Raw genomic sequence first — 18,948 nt, 5'->3', positions numbered from 1 at the left:
GGCAGCGTACCCCGGGCGGGCCGGGACGCGGGATCAGCCGGTCGAGGCGCCGCGGAGCAGTTCGGCGTCGGAGGCGGCGACCGGGGCGTCGTTCTCGGCGGAGACCTGGGCCAGCAGGAGTTCGCCGGTGTGGACGATGTGGTGGTGCATGGCCTCGGCGGCGGCGTCGGGGTCGGCGGCGGCCAGGGCGGTGAGGACGGGCTCGTGTTCGGCGGCGATGTCGGCCAGGGAGCGGGTCTGGTCGGCGGTGGAGGCGCCGACCGTGGTGATCGTGGCGCGCAGGTTGGCGACCGTGGCGGTCAGCAGCGCGTTGCCGCACGAACCGAGCACCAGTTCGTGGAAGGCCCGGTCGTGGTGCATGAAGCGGGGCTCGTCGTGGTCCGCGGCGGCGGCGCGCATCTGGGCCAGCTCGTGGCGCAGGGCGTCCAGCAGGGCCTGGTCGGCATGATGGGCGGCCAGGCGGGCGGCGGGGACCTCCAGCAGCAGCCGCAGGTGGAAGACCTCGGCGATGTGGCGGGGGTCGCGGCGTACGACCCGGAAGCCCCGGTTGCGTTCGATGCGGACCAGGCCCATGTCGGCCAGCCCCAGCAGCGCCTCGCGCACGGGAGTGCGGGAGACGCCGAGGCGGTCGGCCAGGCGGCTGACCGAGTACAGCTCGCCCGGCCGCAGCTCCCCGGATCCGATGGCCTCCCGGAGCACCTCGGCCACCTGCCGGTTCAGGTTGGACGTACCGGCGATCTCGCGCACCGTCGGGTCACCCTCTCCACGCAGAGCGATGGGTCGGAATCCCCACCTTCCAGGCGGGAAGACCACCTCCGTTCGTTCCGGATCGCCTGGGGCGACCCGCGGGTAAGAACCTATCCGTCCGTGCGCCCCCGAGCCGCCAGGAGTTCGGCGAGGTGGACACCGGTCCGGTCGGCGAGCGCGGCGAGCTGGGTGCGGCAGGAGAAGCCGTCGGCCAGGACGGTGGCGTCGGCCCCGGCCGCGCGGACGGCGGGTAGCAGCGCGGTCTCGGCGACCGCCACGCTGACGTCGTAGTGGCCGCGTTCGGCGCCGAAGTTGCCGGCCAGGCCACAGCAGCCGCCGACCGCCTCGACCGTGGCGCCCGCCCGTTCCAGCAGGGCCCGGTCGGCCTCCCAACCCATGACGGCGTGGTGGTGACAGTGCGGCTGCGCGACGGCGGTCACGCCGTCGAGCGACGGCGGAGTCCAGCCCGGCCGCTGCGACAGCAGCTCGGCCAGTGTCCGCACCAGGGGAACGAACGGCCGCCGCGCGGTGCCGCGCCCACCCGGCACCCGCTCCGGGGTACCGCCGCCCGAGCCGGGAGAGCGCCGCAGCAGGTCATCGGCGTCCGCGCCGGGACCCCGGTGCGCAGGGGCGGGGTCGGGCTCGCCGGTGTCCACGGCGAGAGGCTGGTCCGGTCCCCGTCTCGGCGCACCGAATGCCGCCTCCCCCGGAATGCCCAGCAGTTCAGGGGCGTCGGAGCGGAAGACCGCCGTGCAGGACGGCTCCAGACCGACGATCGGGACGCCCGCCTCGGCGTACGGGGTCAGGGCGTCCACGGAGCGGCCCAGCAGCCTGCGGGCGACATCGAGCCGCCCGGTGGAGATGTAGGTCAGGCCGCAGCACAGCCGCCGCTCGGGGATCCGCACCGAGAACCCGGCGTCCTCCAGTACCTGCACGGCCGCGATGCCGACCTGCGGGGTGAAGTGGTCGGTGAAGGTGTCGACCCACAGCAGCACCGGATCGCCCGCCGCGGCCGGATGCCCGCGGAACCACTGGCGGAACGTCCGGGGCGCGAAGGACGGCAGGTCACGGCGGGCGTCCACCCCGGCCAGCCGCTTGCCCGGCCCGGCCAGCGGGCTCGACAGCAGCCGGTTGGCCAGCCGGGGCGCCCGCGAGGCCAGCCGCGACCAGCGAGGCAGCCCGCCCAGCACGTAATGCGACATCGGCCGCAGGCGACGCCGGTACGACTGGTAGAGGACCTCGGCCTTGTAGGTGGCCATGTCCACGCCAGTGGGGCAGTCGGACGAGCAGCCCTTGCAGGCCAGGCACAGGTCCAGGACCTCGTGCACCTCCTGGGAACGCCAGCCCTTGACCAGCGAGCCGTTGGCCATCTCCTGGAGCACCCGGGCACGCCCCCGGGTGGAGTCCTTCTCGTCCCGGGTCGCCAGATAGGAGGGGCACATCACCCCGCCCGAGCCGGTCAGGTCGGCGCGGCACTTGCCCACGCCGGTGCACCGGTGGACGGCGGCGGCGAAGTCCCCAGCGTCGTCGTCGTAGGCGAACGCCAGGCCACGGCGCAGCGGGGAGGCGGCGGGCACGCGCAGGTCGGCGTCCACCGGCCGAGGTCGCACCACCACGCCGGGGTTGAGTACGTCGTCGGGATCGAAGACCCCCTTGACCTCCTCGAACAGACGCAGCGCGGCGTCGGAGTACATGATCGGCAACAGTTCGCTGCGAGCCCGCCCGTCGCCGTGCTCCCCGGACATCGAGCCGCCGTATCCGGCCACCAGCTCGGCCGCGTCGGTGAGGAAGTCGCGGAAGACCCGCGTGCCGTCCGGCCGGTTCAGCGGGAAGTCGATGCGGACGTGCACACAGCCGTCCCCGAAGTGCCCGTACGGGATCCCGCTCAGGCCCCGCCCGGCCATCAGCGTCTCGAAGTCGCGCAGATAGTCGCCGAGCCGTTCGGGCGGCACGGCGGCGTCCTCCCAGCCCGCGTGCGCCAGGTGCCCGCCCTTGGGCCGGGCCGCCAGCCCCGCCCCGTCCTCGCGGATGCGCCACAGCGTGGCCACCTCGGCGGGATCGGTCACGATCCGGTGGCCGAGGGCATCGGCGTCGGCCACCAGGGAGGCCGGGACCTCGCCGGGCAACTCGACGAACAGCCAGCCGCCGCCCCGGGGCAACTCGGGCACGGCGGCGGGGCCGCGCAGCCGCCGCACGACGTCCACGATCCGCGAGTCCAGGCCCTCGGCGGCGATCGGCCGGTACGGCAGGACGCGCACCACCGCGTCGGCGGCGGCGGCCATGTCGGGATAGCCCAGCACCACCAGCACCGGCCGTTCGGGCACGGGGACGAGCTTGACGGTCGCGCCGAGCAGCACCCCCCAGGTGCCCTCGCTGCCCACGAACGCCCGCGCCGGGTCGAAGCCCCGCTCCGGCAGCAGATGCTCCAGCGAGTAGCCGGAGATCTGCCGCCCGAACCGGCCCAGCTCGGTGCGGATCGTGGCCAGGCCGGCGGCGACGACCTGGTGCAGCGCGGTCAGTACCGGGGAGGAGCCCGCGTCGGCGCCGTGCCGCAGGGTCAGCCGCTCGCCCGTCCCGGCCAGCACGTCCAGTGCGGTGACGTTGTCGCTGGTGCGCCCGAAGCCCAGGGCCCGCGAGCCGCAGGCGTTGTTGCCGATCATCCCGCCGATGGTGCAGCGGCTGTGGGTGGAGGGGTCGGGGCCGAAGCGCAGCCCGTGCGGGGCCGCCGCCCGCTGCAGGTCGTCCAGGACGACGCCGGGCTCGACCTCGGCGGTGCCGGAGCCGGGATCGACGCCCCGGATCCGGCCCAGGTGTCGGGAGAAGTCCAGCACCACGCCCTCCCCGACCGCGTTCCCGGCGATCGAGGTGCCCGCGCCGCGCGCCGTCAGCGGCACTCCCAGCGCGCGGCACACCTCCAGTGCCGCCACCACCTCGTCGGCGGCGCGGGGGAACGCCACGACGCTCGGCACCACCCGGTACAGCGAGGCGTCGGTGGAGTACTCGGCGCGGCGCCGGGTGGAGACGTCGGCGTCCCGCAGGCCCGCCTCGCGCAGCGCCGCGGCGATCTCTTCAGGGGGTGCCATGCGGGTTTCCGCCGGCAGGGGTCGGGTTCGCCATGGCGGCCTCACCACAGGGACAGGGATCGGGTGAAGATCTGCGCGAGGTCGTCCTCGGTCACCGGGCGCGGTGCGGTCGACAGCAGCCGCTGCTGCTTGATCGCGCCGTCCACCAGGTCGGGGATCTCTGGCTCGGTGAAGCCGACCCCGCCGACCCCGTTCGGGATGCCGATGTCGCGCATCAGGTTCAGCAGCGCGGCCGGCAGGTGCTGCTGCGGGTCGTTCGGGCGCTCCAGCCCCGGGGCGAGCAGTTCGGCGGCGCGCACGTGCCGGTCGGGCCGCGCGGGGAAGGTGAACCGGAACGCCTCGGGCGCGGTCAGCGACACCGACATGCCGTGCGGCACCAGCGGCCCGTCGCCCGGGTAGCCCGGCGGGTGGTAGCCGTGCACGCGGCCGGCGATCGGGTAGGCGTTGGCGTGCGGGATGTGTACCCCGGCGTTGCCGAAGCCCAGCCCGGCCACGGTGGCGGCCAGTGCCATCTCGGTGCGCGCCTCAAGGTTCTCCGGTTCGCGTACGGCGGTGCGGAACGAGCGGGACAGCAGCCGCAGCGCCTGCTCGGACCACATGTCGGAGATCGGGTTGGACCCGCAGTACGGCACCCGCTGCTCGGGTGCCCTGCGCTCGTAGGAGGTGTACGGGCGGGCGGTGTAGCTCTCCAGCGCGTGACAGAGGATGTCCATCCCGGCCGAGGCGGTCACTTCGGGTGGCTGGGTGACCGTCAGTTCCGGGTCCACCACGGCCATGGTGGGGCGCAGCCAGGCGTGGCTGATGCCGGTCTTGACCTTCAGCGACAGCACGTCCAGTACGCAGATGGTGGTGCTCTCGGCCCCGGTGCCGGTGGTGGTGGGCACCGCGACCAGCGGCTTGAGCGGCTGGGACGGCGGCTTGGCGGCGCCCACGGGGGCGTTGAGGTAGTCCATCAGCCCGCCCGGGTTGGTGGTGAGCAGGTTGACGGCCTTGGCGGTGTCGATGCTGGACCCGCCGCCCACCGCCACGAACGCGTCCCAGGGGCCTGTCCCCCGGGCGTGGTCGATGGCTTCGTTCATGCTGGCGTCGGTGGGCTCGACGCGGACGCCGTCATAGACGTGCGCCTCGATGCCGTACCCGGACATCTGGTCGGCGATCCGCTGGGGATGCCCGGTGGCGGCGACACCGGCGTCGGTCACCACGAGCACGCGGCGCACGCCGAGCCGGGACAGGTCGAAGCCGATCTCGTCCGAGGCGCCCGCGCCGAACTTCAGCGCCGGGGACCCGTACGTGAAGACCGTTTCGGCGTGGGCGGGGGTGGTGTGCATGGCGACGCTCCTTGGGGTTTGGGGGAGAACCCGGACGGGGCTGGTCGACGTCGTACGGAGACCTCCCTGCCGTCCCCGCTCCCAGACGTGCCCGAAGACGTGCTCGAACCGTCGGGAAGCGTTGTACGTAACATGCAACATACCAACGCCCGCTGCGTTCGATGGAGCCACCCCGCTCAGGCGGGCAGTACGGAGCGGGCCAGGCGGGCCAGGGCGGCGTAGAAGGCAGCCAGCCGGTCGGCGGGGGGCGCTCCCGGCCCCAGCGGCGGCTCCCCGCGCAGCAGCCTGTCCTGGAGTGCTCGTTCGTGCTCGTCCAGGAGCGCGACGGCGATCGACGCGCGGTCTTCACCGGCATCGGCGCGGTGGGCGCGATCACCCTCGGCGTCGTGCTGAACGACGATCCCGTCGGCGCGGGCCGGATCGCCGCGCTCACTCTGATCGTCTCGGGGATCGTGCTGGCGAAGCTGGCCTGAACGGTTCTCCCCAGGAACGTCTTCGGGCCGCGCGGCCGCCCGCGTGCTCATAGAGTGGGCGGGTGGCTGCCCCCGATACCGTCTCCCAGGTGAGCGAAGCGTCGCGGGTGCTCTCGCGCGTCTTCGGCTACGACTCCTTCCGCCCCGGCCAGCAGGAGATCATCGAGCATGTGATCGCCGGCGGTGACGCGCTGGTGCTGATGCCGACCGGCGGCGGCAAGTCGCTGTGCTACCAGATCCCCGCGCTGGTGCGGGACGGGGTGGGCGTGGTCGTCTCGCCGCTGATCGCGCTCATGCAGGACCAGGTGGACGCGCTGAACGCCGCGGGCGTGCGGGCCGGCTTCCTCAACTCCACCCAGGACTACGACGAGCGCCGCACCGTCGAGGCCGCTTTCCTGGCCGGTGAGCTGGACCTGCTCTACCTGGCGCCGGAACGGCTGCGGGTGGAGTCCACGGTGCGGCTGCTGGAGCGCGGCCGCATCGCGCTGTTCGCCATCGACGAGGCGCACTGCGTGGCCCAGTGGGGGCACGACTTCCGGCCCGACTACCTGGAGCTGTCCCAGCTGCACGAGCGCTGGCCGGACGTGCCGCGCATCGCGCTCACCGCGACCGCCACCCGGGCCACCCACGCCGAGATCGCCTCCCGGCTCGACCTGGAGCACGCCCGCCACTTCGTGGCCAGCTTCGACCGGCCCAACATCCAGTACCGCATCGTCCCCAAGAACGACCCCAAGCGGCAGTTGCTGCACCTGCTGCGCACCGAGCACGACGGGGACGCCGGCATCGTCTACTGCCTGTCGCGCTCGTCGGTGGAGAAGACGGCCGCCTGGCTGGTGGAGCAGGGCATCGAGGCGGTGCCGTACCACGCCGGGCTGGACGCGCGCACCCGCGCCGCCAACCAGGCCCGCTTCCTGCGCGAGGACGGGCTGATCGTGGTCGCCACCATCGCGTTCGGGATGGGCATCGACAAGCCCGACGTGCGGTTCGTCGCCCACCTGGACCTGCCCAAGTCGGTCGAGGGCTACTACCAGGAGACCGGCCGGGCCGGACGCGACGGGCTGCCGTCCACCGCCTGGCTGGCCTACGGGCTGGCCGACGTCGTCCAGCAGCGGCGGCTGATCGACACCTCCGAGGGCGACGCCGCCCACCGCCGCCGGCTCGGCATGCACCTGGACGCGATGCTGGCGCTGTGCGAGACGGTCGAGTGCCGCCGGGTGCAACTGCTGAACTACTTCGGCGAGCAGGGCGCCCCCTGCGGCAACTGCGACACCTGCCTGGCGCCGCCACAGTCCTGGGACGGCACGATCGCCGCGCAGAAGGTGCTGTCGGTCGTCCACCGGCTGTGGAAGGAACGCGGCCAGCGGTTCGGCGCCGGCCACATCATCGACATCCTGCTCGGCAAGCAGACCCCCAAGATCACCCAGAACGCCCACCACGAGCTCAAGCCGTTCGGCGTCGGTGCCGAGCTCAAGGAGGGGGAGTGGCGCGGCGTCATCCGCCAGTTGCTGGCCCAGGGGCTGCTGGCCGTGGAGTCCGACTACGGCACGCTCGCCCTCACCCCCGCCAGTGCCGAGGTGCTGTTCCAGCAGCGCAAGGTGCCGCTGCGGCGGGAGCCGGAACGCCCTGCCAAGACGGCGAAGGCGGCCAAGGAGCGCAAGGCCCCCGCCGAGCTGCCGCAGGAGGCGCTGCCGCTGTTCGAGCGGCTGCGCGCCTGGCGCGCCGCCACCGCCAAGGAGCAGGGCGTGCCCGCGTACGTGATCTTCCATGACGCGACGCTGCGGGAGATCGCGGTACGGACGCCGTCCTCCCTGGCCGAGCTGGGCTCGATATCGGGGATCGGCGAGAGCAAGCTGACCAAGTACGGCCGGCAGATCCTCGACGTCCTCGCCGACGAGGACGCCCCGGACGCCTGAGCCGCCCGGCACCGTTCACGATCGCGGTTCACGATCGCGAAAGGTCACAGCCGTGCGCGAATACGGTGCAGGAGCGCGGTGGTCTCGTCCGGCGGCGCGGCCTGCACCACCAGCCGGTCCATGATGTGCCGGTAGCGGGTCAGTTCGGATTCGTTGGCGGGATATCGGGCGCTGGACAACTGCTCCAGATAGACCATGTCGGGCAGTTCCCGCTGGGCGAAGCGCAGGATGCAGATCGGCCCGCCGGCCGCCGGATGCCCTCCGGCCGAGAACGGCAGCACCTGCACGTTCACATGGGCCGCCCGGGACATCTCGATCAGGTGGTCGATCTGCTCGCGCATGGTCGGCGGATCGCAGACCGCCCGGCGCAGCGCCCCCTCGTCGATGACCGCCCACAGCCGAGGCGCCCCGGCCCGGCGGTGCAGGATCCGCGCCCGCCGCATCCGCAGGGCCACCCGGCGCTCGACCTCCTCCGGCGGCGGGTCCTCGCTCCCCAGCCGGATCACCGCGCGGGCGTAGCCGGGGGTCTGCAGCAGGCCGGGGACGAACTGCACTTCGTAGGTGCGGATGACCGCGGCCGACTGCTCCATCCCCAGGTAGGGCTCGAACCAGGGGGGCACCACGTCACCGTAGGGCTGCCACCAGCCGGGCGCGGCGGCCTGCTCGACGAGCGTCAGCAGCGCCTCCCGCTCGGCCGGATCGTCCACCCCGTACAGGTCGAGCAGGTCGGTCACGTTCCGCGGTTTGAAGCCGTGCCGGCCCAGCTCCATCCGGCTGATCTTGGAGGGGGACGCCCCGATGACCCCCGCCGCCTCCTCGCGGGTGACGCCCCGGCCCTCGCGCAGCCGCCGCAGCCGGGTCCCCAGCAGCATGCGCAGCGCCGTCGGCCCCGCCTCCTCGGCCTCCAGCACGGGAACACCGGCCATAGCGTCGTCCATGCTCTCGCCCCCACCACGACATAAACGCCGGACAGCTCCGAAGCCTCTCATGCTAATCGCGTACCGCAGCCGTCCTTTGCCGAATACGCGGACTTCGGGGCGGGTAATCGCGCCGCCGTCGCAGGTTTCGGACGGGCTCGAAAAAACTGTGGCATCTCCATTAATGGCGTTCTCTATGGGGACCCTGAGCGTGCCTGGTACCCGGAGCGGGACCACCCGTCCCAGAGCCGAAACCGTCGCGTGTGCCGACCGGATTCGATACCTTGTTCTAATCCGGAGAACGGTCCCTCCCCGGCGGGGGCACCGGCATCGGGACGACCAGGCGCAGCACACGGAGACGGCGGCCATGACACCCGTGACACCCCCGCTGATCGGGCGCGAGCACGCCGCCGGGATGCTGCACGGCGAGATCTCCCGCGTCATCGACAGCCACGGTGGGCTGGTACTGGTCGCCGGCGAGGCGGGCATCGGCAAGACCACGCTGGTCACCGGCGCGGCGGTGGAGGCCAGACGGCGGGGCGCGCTGGTGCTGAGTGGCTCGTGCTGGGAGTCCGGCGGCGCCCCCGGCCACTGGCCGTGGATGCAGGTCGTCCGGGGTCTGCGCAGGGCCTGCACCGCCGAGGAGTGGGCCGCGCTGGAGGACGCCGCCGACGGCGCGCTGGCCGTGCTGCTCGGCGAGCATCCGGGACAGACGCCCGGCGCCGACGAGCCCGGCGGCTTCGTCCTCTACGACGGGGTGACCACCGCGCTGGTGTCGGCCTCGCAGCGGCGCCCGCTGATGGTCGTCCTGGACGACCTGCACTGGGCCGACACCGCGTCGGTCCGGCTGCTGGAGTTCGCCGCGCAGCACACCTGGTTCGAGCGGCTGCTGCTGGTGGGCACCTACCGGGACGTCGAGGTGGAGTGGGCCGAGCACCCGCTGCGCCCGCTGATCTCGTCCCTGGTCACCAGGGCGACCGTGGTGACGCTGACCGGGCTCGACCGCGCTGAAGTCGGTGAGCTGATGGCCCGTACGGTCGGCCGGCGGCCGGACGACGCCCTGGTCGCCGAGGTGCACCGGCGCACCGGGGGCAACCCGTTCTTCGTGGAGCAGGCGGCCCGGCTGTGGCACGGCGGAAGCCCGGTGGACGCCATCGCCCCGGGAGTGCGCGACGCCGTCCAGCGGCGGCTGTCGCTGCTGCCCGAGCCGGTCGTACGGCTGCTGACCACGGCGGCGGTGCTCGGCCGCGAGTTCCACCGGCGGCTGCTGGCGGCCGTCGCCGCGGAGCCGGCCGCGCACGTGGACCGGCTGCTCGACCAGGCGGTGGCCGCCCGGCTCGCGGTGACGCTCGGCGGGGGCCGCTTCGCCTTCGCGCACGACCTCGTCCGCGAGACCCTGTACGACACCCTCGACGAGGCCGCGGCCGCGCGGCGGCACGCCGAGGTCGTCCGGGCGGTGGAGCGATCTGCCGACCTGGCCGGCGACGTCCAGCCCGCCGAGCTGGCCCGGCACGCCCACCTCGCCCGGGACGTGCTGGAACCCGCGCAGGTGGTCGACCGGCTCCTGGACGCCGCCCGCCACGCGAGCAGCAGGCTGTCGGTCGAGGAGTCCCTCGGGCACTGGCGCCGCGCGCTGGAGGCGGCCGCCGCGCTCGGGCCGGGCAGGCAGGCGCTCATCGCCCTGGACATGACCCGCGAGCTGTACCACTGCGGCGAGAGCGAGCAGGCGTGGTCGGTGCTGCGGACCGCGGTCGCCCGCGCCCGGGAGTCCGGTGACCCGGCCGTGCTGGCACGGGTCGCGCTCAGCCTGTACCTCCACGACCACCATGGCCGGCAGGAGGACCTGCTGCCCGAGGCGCACCGCGCGCTGCTCGGGGAGGACCGGGACGTCGAGCGGGCGCCGCGCGACCGGCTGGCCAGGGAGCTGACCCTGCACACCACCGCGCTCGCCCGGCGCGAGCGGGACGACAACCTGCTGGCGTTCACGCTGTGGACGATGCACGACCTCATCTGGGGGCCGGGCACCGCCGCCGAGCGGGAACGGCTCACCTACGAGCTGTCCGCGCTCGCCGACCGGGGCGCAGACCCCGACATGACCGCCATGGCCTCCTCACTGCGCTGGGTGGCGCTGCTGGAGCAGGGCGATCCGCGCTACCTGGACGCCCTCGACGCCTTCGTCACCGTGGCCGAACGCGAGGACCTGCCCCGCCTCAAGGTCGCCACGCTGGTGGACCGAAGCATCATCGCGGGCCTGCAAGGCCGCTTCGAGGAGGCGGACGGGCTGCTCGAAGAGGTGACCTGCTTCGGCGAGACCGAGCACGGCGACTTCTCCGGCATGCTCCACCACCTGCGGTGGGCGCTGCTCATGCTGCAGGGCCGCACGGACGAGCTGGACGGGCTGCCGGGGCAGCGTCCCTCGCGCGACGGCGTCCACGCCCGGCTGCTGGAGGGCATCACGGCGCTGTACCGTGATGACCTGGGCACCGCGCTGCGCCATCTGGAGGCGCTCACCACCTCGGGTAAACCGATCAGCGGCACCTACGCCCCGCTGTGGCTGCGGTTCCAGGCACAGGTCGCGGCGGCCACCCGGGACCCGGAGCTGTGCGAGCGGGCCCGCGCCGCCCTGACCCCCTACGTCGACCAGTGGGCGGTGTCGGTGTACGGATGTGACATCAGCGGCCCGTACCGGCTCTGGCTGGCGATGGTCGACGCCGCCCAGGAACGCTGGGACGAGGCGGTCGCCGGGTTCACCGCCGCCGCCGTGTCGGCCGACCGGCTCGGGGCGCATCCCTGGGCGATCGAGGCCCGCGCCGGCCTGGCGCGGTCGCTGGCGGCCCGGGGCTCGTCCGAGGCCGCCGCCGCACTGCTGGACGAAGTGGAGCGGGACGCCGCCGAACTCGGCATGCGCCACATCGTGGAGCGTGCCCGCCGCGCCCGCGAACGGCCCACGCCGGTGACCGACCATGGCGTGGACGTCAACGAGTTCCGCTTCGACGGGGAGGTCTGGTCGCTGGCGTACGCGGGCCGTCTCGTTCACATGCCCGACGCCAAAGGCCTGCGCGACCTGCACCTGCTGCTCTCCCGTCCCGGTACGGACGTCCCGGCGTCCCGGCTGGCCAACCCCGAGGGCGGCCGGGAGGCGGCCGCCGCCCGCGCCCTGGGCGGCGACGCCGTCCTGGACGAGGAGGCCAAGACTCGCTACAAGCGCCGTCTGGCCGAGCTGGACGAGGAGATCGACCGGGCCGTCGCGCTGGGCGACGACGACCGGGCCGCCGCCTGCGACCGCGAACGCGCGGCCCTGCTGGCCGAGCTGCGCGCCGCCGCCGGCCTGGCCGGACGCACCCGCCGCCTCGGCGACGAGGCCGAACGCGCCCGCAAGACGGTCACCGCCCGCATCCGCGACACCCTGCGCCGCCTCGACCACCGCCACCCCGAACTGGCCGCCCACCTCCGCGCCTCCGTCTCCACCGGCACCACCTGCGTCTACCGCCCGCCGCACGAAATCTCCTGGCGCCTGTAGACCCCCGCCCGCGCGGTCTGTCATGGGCGTTGCCCGCCCCGGAACGGGAGGACGCCTGGTGCGGTCGGCATGCGCTCGTGCTGGGAGCGGGGAGGCCGGTGTCGCGTGCAACAGGAGAACGCCCGGCGCCTGTGACAGGGCCGGGCGTTCTCCGCAACGGTCACTTGCGGTTGTACAGGCGCATGGTCAGGGTGCCGAAGACCACGATGAGCACGCCGCCGGACGCCGTGACCCAGACCAGCTCGCCGGTGTCGACCTCGCCGGCCATCAGGCCGCGCACCGCCGCCACCAGGTGGGCGACCGGGTTGACGTCCACGAACACCTGCAGCCAGCCCGGCATGGTCTCCGGGTCGACCAGGATGTTGGACAGGAAGGTCAGCGGGAACAGCACCAGCATGCTGGTCCCCATCACCGACTTCTCGCTGCGCAGCATCAGCCCGAACATCGTCCACACCCACGAGAAGGCGAACGAGAAGGCCACCAGCAGCGCCATCCCGGCCAGCACCCCGCCGACGCCGCCCTCGGGACGGAAGCCCAGCACCAAGCCGAGCACGAGGATCACCGTCGCGCCCATCGTGTAGCGGAACATGTCGCCCAGCAGGTAGCCGACCATGGGGGCGGGCCGCCACATCGGCAGGCTGCGGAACCGGTCGAACACGCCCTTCTCGATGTCGTTGTTGACCGTGACCCCGGTGTACATGGTGGTCATCACCACGCTCATCACCATGATCCCCGGCAGCAGGAACTGCAGGTACTCCCTGGTGGACCCGGCCAGCGCGCCGCCGAACAGGTAGGTGAACATCAGCGTCATCATGATCGGGAACGCGGTGACGTCGAACAGCTGCTCGGGCACGTGCTTGATCTTCAGCATGGCCCGCCAGCCGAACGTGACCGACGCCGACAGCGCGCTGGGCCGGGCCGGCCGCGCCCCGGGCGACAGCACGGCGGCGATCGTCTCCGCGGAGGGAACGTAGTCCCGGACCGCCGGCTGGTCGGTCCGCGCGGGCGACTCGGAGGTTCCGGTCGCCTGCCCCGGGCTCGCAGTGCTCATTTGGCCGCCTCCACGCTCTCCCGCTCGCCGTCCTGCTCGCTGTCGTCCGCCTGCTCGGCGGGGTGGCCGGTGAGGGCCAGGAACACCTCGTCCAGGCTGGGCTGGCCGAGGGAGAAGTCGTCCACGGTGATGCCGGCCTCGTCGAGTTCGGCCAGCGCGCGGGACGCCTGGGCGGCGGCCCGGTCCCGGGTGCCGCCGTCCATGATCCGGGCGGTCAGCGCCACCGGGTCGGCGTCCAGCTGCACCTGGGCGTCCAGCGTCCGCGCCAGCACCTGGCGCGCCTGCTCGCGCTGCCACGCCTCGCGCAGCCGGACGTGCACGGCGCCCGCGCCGACCGAGGACTTCAGCTCGCCCGGAGTGCCCTCGGCGATCACCTTGCCGTGGTCGATCACCGCGATCCGCCCGGCCAGCCGGTCGGCCTCCTCCATGTACTGGGTGGTCAGCAGCACGGTGGTGCCGTGCGCCACCACGGCCCGCACGATGTCCCAGACCTGGCTGCGGCTGCGCGGGTCCAGACCGGTGGTGGGCTCGTCCAGGAACAGCAGGTCGGGGGTGTTGAGGATGCTGGCGGCGATGTCCAGCCGCCGGCGCATCCCGCCCGAGTAGTTCTTGACCTGCCGGTCGGCGGCCTCCTCCAGCCCGAACGCCGCCAGCAGCGCCGCCGCCCGGTCCCGGGCCGCGGGCTTGCGGTGGCCGAGCAGGCGGGCCAGCAGCACCAGGTTCTCCGCGCCGGTCAGGTCCTCGTCCACGGAGGCGTACTGCCCGGTCAGGCTGACCCGCGAGCGTACGGCGTTGGGCTCGCGCAGCACGTCGTGGCCGAACACCCTGGCCTGCCCGCCGTCCGGGCGCAGCAGCGTGGCCAGCATCCGGACGGTGGTGGTCTTGCCCGCGCCGTTGGGCCCGAGCACCCCGTACACGGCGCCGGTGGGCACGGCCAGGTCGATGCCGTCCACCGCCCGGTTGTCGCCGAACGTCTTGACCAGCTGCGACGTCTCGATCGCCAGTTCGGCGGTCCGCTCGCTCATGGCCGCGGCTCCCTTCTCCTCCGTCGTCTCCACATCTCGTCCTCACCTCAGGGGCTAGCAGGCGTAGGGGCGTGCGGCGCGCGCGTCGCGCAGCGCCAGCCCCCACCAGATGAGCTGGCCGAGCATCGTCTCGGCCTCGTGCACGAGCCCTTCGTCCGGCGGCCGGCCGCGCGCGAAGTCGCAGTGCCGCAGGTCGATGTGCACCGCGCCGGGCATGGTCACCACATGCAGCTCGGTGAAGACCGGCCGCAGCTGCTCCACGGCGTACAGCCCGGCGAACCGGTAGCCGTAGGAGACGAACCCGACCGGCTTGGCCCGCCACTCGTCGTAGGCGCAGTCGATCGCCTGCTTGAGCGAGGCCGGGAAGCTGCGGTTGTACTCCGGCGTGACGACCACGAAGCCGTCCGCCTGCCCGATTCGCCCGGCGAAGGCCGCCATCTGCGGGGTGACCGCACCGGGATGCCGAACGGGCAGCTCATGGTCGAGCAGGTCGAGGACCTCCAGCTCGACGCCCTCGCACCGCCCGGCCACCCCGACGAACCACCGGCCGACGGCGTCACCGATCCGCCCCTCCCGGGTACTGCCGATGACGACCGCGACCCGCAACGGGCACTCGTTCCGGATCATCGGCCTCACCTCCGCGCCTACGGGCTCTCACCCCTCAAGGCGCGAGATCGCGACCGCCCGGCCGCTAGATCCGATCTAGCGGCCGGGCGTCCGGCCCGTTCCCTGGGCGGTCACTGGCGGTTGGGGCGTTTGCCGCCCTGTTTGGCCATGACGGGGACGAGGCGGAGGGCCAGGGCGGGGCACATGGCGACGGCGCGCTGGGCGTCGGTCTCCATCCAGGAGGGGATCTCGGCGTCCAGGACGACCGGGTAGCCGTAGCGGTCGAGCTGGACGAGCTCGGGGACCAGGTAGGCGCACAGGCCGTGGCCCTGGCAGCGGCTCCAGTCGATGGCGATCTTCATCTCGCCGCCGGAGGGGACCGGCAGCGGCAGCACGCCGAAGCAGGGCTGGCCGCAGTCGCCGTTGAGCTGGTGGATCTCGATGTCGCGGGCGAAGGTGTTCAGGGCCGACAGGGCGAAGCGGGCGGTGCCGTCCGGATGGGAGCAGGCGCCCCGGCCCCGGCCGATCCCGGCGGCGCGGCGCACGAGTTCGGGGCTGCCGGAGCCGTCCACCAGGGACTCGATGGAGCGGTACAGGTCGGGCAGGCCCAGCCGGCAGGGGCCGCACTGGCCCGCCGACTGGCCCGCCATGTAGGAGGCGATACGGGCGACCTCCTTCAGCGGGCAGGTGCCCTCGGGCAGCGGCAGGATGATGCCCGCGCCCAGCGAGCCGCCCACCGCCTGGAAACCGGCCCGGGAGACCACGGCCGTCCGTACCGCCTCGGGAGTGATCCACTCGCCGTGGTAGCCGCCGACCAGGACGCCCTGCCCCGGCTGGACGCCGCACTGGGCGAAGACGGCGGCCAGCGGCGTGCCGAGCGTGCACTCGACGACGGTGGAGCCGCCGACCGTCAGCAGGGTGGTGCCGGGCTCGGACTCGGTGCCGGCCGAGGAGTACAGGTCGGGGCCGAGCGAGGCCAGCACGGCGAGCTGGGCGAAGGTCTCGGTGTTGGACAGCAGGGTGGGGCGGCCGTCCACCCCGGACTCGGCCGCCCGCACCTTGCGGCCCGGGGGGATGGGCGTCTCGCCGTTGATGGCGCGGACCACCGCGCCGCTCTCCCCGGAGATGAAGCGTTCGGGCAGCCGGACGACCTCGGCGGGCATCCGGCGTTCGGCGATGGCGGCGCGCATCGAACGGGCGGCGGTCTCGCTCTCGATCGCCACCACGATGTCGCGGGTGCCCAGCGCGGTCGCGGCGATCTGCGCGCCGTCCAGGACCAGATGCGGGTTGCGGGTCAGCAGCACCTTGTCCTTCTGGCTGCCGGGCTCGCCCTCCGACCCGTTCACCACGATCACCGCCTGCGGCCCGCCGCGCCACCGCCAGCGGTCGTCCTCCTCACCGGGCAGCAGGAACCCGTCGGTGTCGTCCTTGGGCAGGTCCACCCGCTTGGCCACCGCCATCAGCTTGCGGGCGAACGGGAACGCGGCGCCACCCCGGCCGCGCAGGTCGACCGCCTCGGTGATCTTCATCAGCTCTTCCAGGCCGGGTACCGACAGCGCGCCGTGCAGCGCCCGGTGCCGGTCCAGGTCGATCCGGTCGAACCTGTCGAAGCCCATCGTCAGCCGGGGGCTGCCGATGGTCACGATGCTCACGGCGGTCATGCCCGTCCTCCGTTCGTCCCGGGAGCCGCCGGCGGTGGTGTCGCGTCCGGAACGGTCACGAAGCCGTGCCGGTGCAGCAGTTGCGCCAGCCGCCGGCCGATCGGGGTCAGCACCAGGCCGCAGCCCGCGCACGCCCGGCACGGCACGTGCTCGGCCTCGGCCGGCCGGGCCCGCTCGTGCTCGTCGATCGCCCGCTCGACGGCCGCCATCACCGTCGGCGCGTCGGCGCCCGGATGCCCCTCGGCGGGCTCGCGGCGGCGCGGCAGTTCGTCCGGCACCCGCACCATGGCGCCGTTGCCGTCCAGCCGCATCCCCGAGGCCCGCCGCGCCGCCAGGGCCACCCTGCTCAGCTCGCCGGCGCGTTCGTGCCAGGCCTGCCAGGCGTCGCTCAGCACGACGCCCGTACCCGCGCACACCGGGCAGTCGGCCTCCAGCGCCGCCAGGAACCGGGACCACTGGTCGATCAGCCTGTCCGCGTCGTCCGGCATCGTCATCGGACCCGTGACCTCACCTCTGCCGCCGTCGCTCCTCGGTCGAGCCAAAACCCGTCGGACGGTGGTACGCGGCGGAACCGGCCGAGGGTTCAGCGCCTCCGGCCCGGCGGAGATCTTTCGCGTCCCGCGGTGACCCACGGAGGCCGTGCGGCCCGTACTTCCTGGCATACCGCCCGCTGCCACCGTTGCCACCGCGGCCACTGCGAGGAGCCGAGATGCACCAGGAGCCGTTCCCCGGCGAGTACTACGGGCGCCACGCCCGGGGCCGGAACGACCAGCCCACCCGCGAGCTGCCACAGCAGCCGTTTCCCTCGGCCCCCGACCCCCGGTGGACGGCCACCCCCCAGCCGGCCCCTGGAACGCCCGACCCGCGCAACGACGGCCTGTGGAACGGCACCCCCCGCACCGCCGAGCGGCCTGCCGGCGGCCCGTGGCCCGGCGATGCACGCACTACCGATCCGCGTATGGCGGACCGGTCCGCTCGTGACCTGTGGTCCGGCGGATCGCGTACGGCCGACCCGCGTAGCGGCGGGTCGTGGGCCGAGGGCTCCCGTGGCGGCGGGGCCTGGGGCGGTGCTTTCCGTACGGCCGATCCGCGTACCGCGGAACAGGCCGCCGGTGGCCTGTGGGCGGGCCGGTCAGGCGGTGCCGACGCGCGGACCAGCGTGCTGTGGGCCGACGGCTCCCGGGCCGACCCGCGGGAGGGCGGAGGGTCCTTCCGGGCGGCTCCTGCGCGGCGGCGGACGAGGCGGACGCTGGTGACGGCGGGAGTGCTGGCGGCGGCGCTGGCCGGTGGCCTTGCCGGGGCGGCCGGGATGCGGGCGATGGGCGAACGGGACGGGGCGGCGCCGCAGGCCGTCCCGGCGGCGGTGGAGACCACGGCCGACCTCACCAGGATCGCGGCGCGGGTGCAGCGCAGCGTGGTATCCATCCAGGTGCGGCGGGCCGCGTCCCGGTCCACCGGGTCGGGCTTCGTGATCGACCGGCAGGGGCACGTGCTGACCAACGCCCATGTGGTCGACGGCGCGGTCCGGGTCGTCATCGAGACGTCCGACCGGCGGCAGCGGCGGGCGCGGGTGGTCGGCGTGGACACCGCCAACGACGTCGCCGTCCTGGCGGTCGGCTCGGCGGGCCTGCCGGTGCTGCCGGTGGGGCGTTCGGACGGCGTGCGGGTGGGGGAGCCGGTCCTGGCGTTCGGCTCGCCGCTGGGCCTGGCCGGTACGGTCACTTCGGGCATCGTCAGCGCCCTCGACCGCGAGGTGAATGTGGGCGAGGGGCGCACCCTGCGGGCCGTGCAGACCGACGCCCCCATCAACCCCGGCAACTCCGGAGGCCCCCTGGTGAACGCCCAGGGCCAGGTCATCGGGGTCAACACCGCCATCGCCACGCTGGGCCAGGACCGCGCCTCGGGCTCGATCGGCATCGGCTTCGCCATCCCCATCGACCGGGCGATGGCCCAGGCCACCCGGCTGCTGGGTTAGCGCGCGCTCTCCCCGGCCTCGGTGACGGGGCCGGGGCGCCGGGCGGTCACCGCCTCACTTCGCGCCGGTCGGCGGCCGGACGCGGTGGGTGCGGTCCGGCCACGTGGTCGTCGGACCAGAAGTCGATGAGCTGGTCACCGGGCAGGTCGTGCAGCAGCGGCACCTGGTCGATGCGCCGGCCGGTGACGAGCATCCAGCGTGCGGTCAGCGCGATGGCGAGCGCGACCTCGTCGGCGGACTGCGGGCCGCACGGCCGCCACGGCGGCGGCGCCGGGCGCCGGCCTCGCACCCGTGCCCGGAACAGTGCCGTGACACGACGCGGACGGACGAGTGTTATGGGCATGCGGACCAGATCTCTCACACCGGCGGATGTTCGGTGGGGTTCCTCCCCAGAACAACGATGTCCGGTATCCGGTCGTTCCGTCGGTGAAATCTCGATATTTGAACGCTCAACGGCGGAACGGAACGGGGTCGTACGGCACAGAACGGCACAGAACCGGATCGATCGCGGACGACGGGAGACCGCAGCGGACCCGACCGGCTCCGCCCCCGTCGGGGAGGCGGGGCGATCCGCCGGTCCCGAAAATCCCGCCGGACTGCGGGACCTATGGCCCTGCCGGTGTCCTGGCCGGTCATGGTGACCTTGGGG

14 protein-coding genes are annotated in these 18,948 nt (G+C 73.6%); 4 read left to right on the top strand and 10 right to left on the bottom strand.

Features of this window, described 5'->3' with window-relative positions; translation table 11 throughout:
- Positions 1-33 precede the first annotated feature (33 nt).
- The 3 genes from C4U03_RS30135 to C4U03_RS30125 all read right to left on the bottom strand — a co-directional run bounded on the left by C4U03_RS30135 (position 34) and on the right by C4U03_RS30125 (position 5,158).
- Complete coding sequence (locus tag C4U03_RS30135; protein ID WP_103942565.1) at positions 34-747, bottom strand: GntR family transcriptional regulator; 714 nt, start codon at positions 745-747, stop codon at positions 34-36.
- A gap of 110 nt (positions 748-857) precedes the next feature.
- On the bottom strand, positions 858-3,830 hold the full coding sequence (locus tag C4U03_RS30130; protein ID WP_103942563.1) for an FAD-binding and (Fe-S)-binding domain-containing protein: 2,973 nt from the start codon (positions 3,828-3,830) through the stop codon (positions 858-860).
- 41 nt (positions 3,831-3,871) lie between these two features.
- A complete protein-coding gene (locus C4U03_RS30125; protein WP_103942562.1) occupies positions 3,872-5,158 on the bottom strand; it encodes a hydroxyacid-oxoacid transhydrogenase in 1,287 nt (428 codons plus the stop codon).
- 161 nt (positions 5,159-5,319) lie between these two features.
- Here C4U03_RS30125 and C4U03_RS42895 point away from each other — a divergent pair, with 161 nt between their 5' ends.
- Together C4U03_RS42895 and recQ are read left to right on the top strand one after the other, a co-directional pair.
- Positions 5,320-5,631 carry a DMT family transporter gene (locus C4U03_RS42895; protein WP_200827581.1) on the top strand — a complete coding sequence of 104 codons (312 nt, stop codon included), beginning with the start codon at positions 5,320-5,322 and terminating at the stop codon, positions 5,629-5,631.
- Positions 5,632-5,720: 89 nt separating this feature from the next.
- Positions 5,721-7,544: a DNA helicase RecQ gene (gene recQ / locus C4U03_RS30115; protein ID WP_268817553.1), complete on the top strand. Its 1,824-nt coding sequence runs from the start codon at positions 5,721-5,723 to the stop codon at positions 7,542-7,544.
- Between the two features lie 44 nt (positions 7,545-7,588).
- Here recQ and C4U03_RS30110 read toward each other — a convergent pair whose 3' ends face one another.
- Positions 7,589-8,470 (bottom strand): helix-turn-helix domain-containing protein, encoded by an 882-nt coding sequence (locus C4U03_RS30110; protein WP_103942558.1) that lies wholly within the window; start codon positions 8,468-8,470, stop codon positions 7,589-7,591.
- 358 nt (positions 8,471-8,828) lie between these two features.
- Here C4U03_RS30110 and C4U03_RS30105 point away from each other — a divergent pair, with 358 nt between their 5' ends.
- Positions 8,829-11,981 carry an ATP-binding protein gene (locus tag C4U03_RS30105; RefSeq protein WP_103942556.1) on the top strand — a complete coding sequence of 1,051 codons (3,153 nt, stop codon included), beginning with the start codon at positions 8,829-8,831 and terminating at the stop codon, positions 11,979-11,981.
- A 160-nt stretch (positions 11,982-12,141) separates the two neighbouring features.
- Here C4U03_RS30105 and C4U03_RS30100 read toward each other — a convergent pair whose 3' ends face one another.
- The 5 genes from C4U03_RS30100 to C4U03_RS30080 form a co-directional block, all read right to left on the bottom strand.
- Positions 12,142-13,032: an ABC transporter permease gene (locus C4U03_RS30100; RefSeq protein WP_103942554.1), complete on the bottom strand. Its 891-nt coding sequence runs from the start codon at positions 13,030-13,032 to the stop codon at positions 12,142-12,144.
- Positions 13,029-14,057, bottom strand: a complete 1,029-nt coding sequence (locus C4U03_RS30095) for an ATP-binding cassette domain-containing protein (protein WP_103942716.1) — start codon at positions 14,055-14,057, stop codon at positions 13,029-13,031. Before C4U03_RS30095 ends, C4U03_RS30100 begins: the two co-directional genes overlap by 4 nt.
- A gap of 54 nt (positions 14,058-14,111) precedes the next feature.
- Positions 14,112-14,684 carry an NADPH-dependent FMN reductase gene (locus tag C4U03_RS30090; RefSeq protein WP_103942552.1) on the bottom strand — a complete coding sequence of 191 codons (573 nt, stop codon included), beginning with the start codon at positions 14,682-14,684 and terminating at the stop codon, positions 14,112-14,114.
- A 110-nt stretch (positions 14,685-14,794) separates the two neighbouring features.
- Positions 14,795-16,324, bottom strand: coding sequence for an NADH-quinone oxidoreductase subunit NuoF family protein (locus tag C4U03_RS30085; RefSeq protein ID WP_103942550.1), 1,530 nt, complete (start codon positions 16,322-16,324; stop codon positions 14,795-14,797).
- On the bottom strand, positions 16,321-16,818 hold the full coding sequence (locus C4U03_RS30080; RefSeq protein WP_103942548.1) for a hypothetical protein: 498 nt from the start codon (positions 16,816-16,818) through the stop codon (positions 16,321-16,323). Before C4U03_RS30080 ends, C4U03_RS30085 begins: the two co-directional genes overlap by 4 nt.
- Before the next feature lie 215 nt (positions 16,819-17,033).
- On the opposite strand from C4U03_RS30080, the gene C4U03_RS41345 reads away from it, so the two are divergent.
- Complete coding sequence (locus C4U03_RS41345; RefSeq protein WP_200827568.1) at positions 17,034-18,299, top strand: S1C family serine protease; 1,266 nt, start codon at positions 17,034-17,036, stop codon at positions 18,297-18,299.
- A gap of 46 nt (positions 18,300-18,345) precedes the next feature.
- On the opposite strand, the gene C4U03_RS30070 is transcribed toward C4U03_RS41345, so the two are convergent.
- Positions 18,346-18,660 carry a hypothetical protein gene (locus tag C4U03_RS30070; RefSeq protein ID WP_146087573.1) on the bottom strand — a complete coding sequence of 105 codons (315 nt, stop codon included), beginning with the start codon at positions 18,658-18,660 and terminating at the stop codon, positions 18,346-18,348.
- Positions 18,661-18,948: the final 288 nt, after the last annotated feature.

This window comes from Thermomonospora echinospora, assembly GCF_900108175.1.
Classification (GTDB): Bacteria; Actinomycetota; Actinomycetes; order Streptosporangiales; family Streptosporangiaceae; genus Thermomonospora; species Thermomonospora echinospora.
Note: the sequence above shows the minus strand (reverse complement) of the source record. Positions and strands in the feature narration are given on the sequence as shown.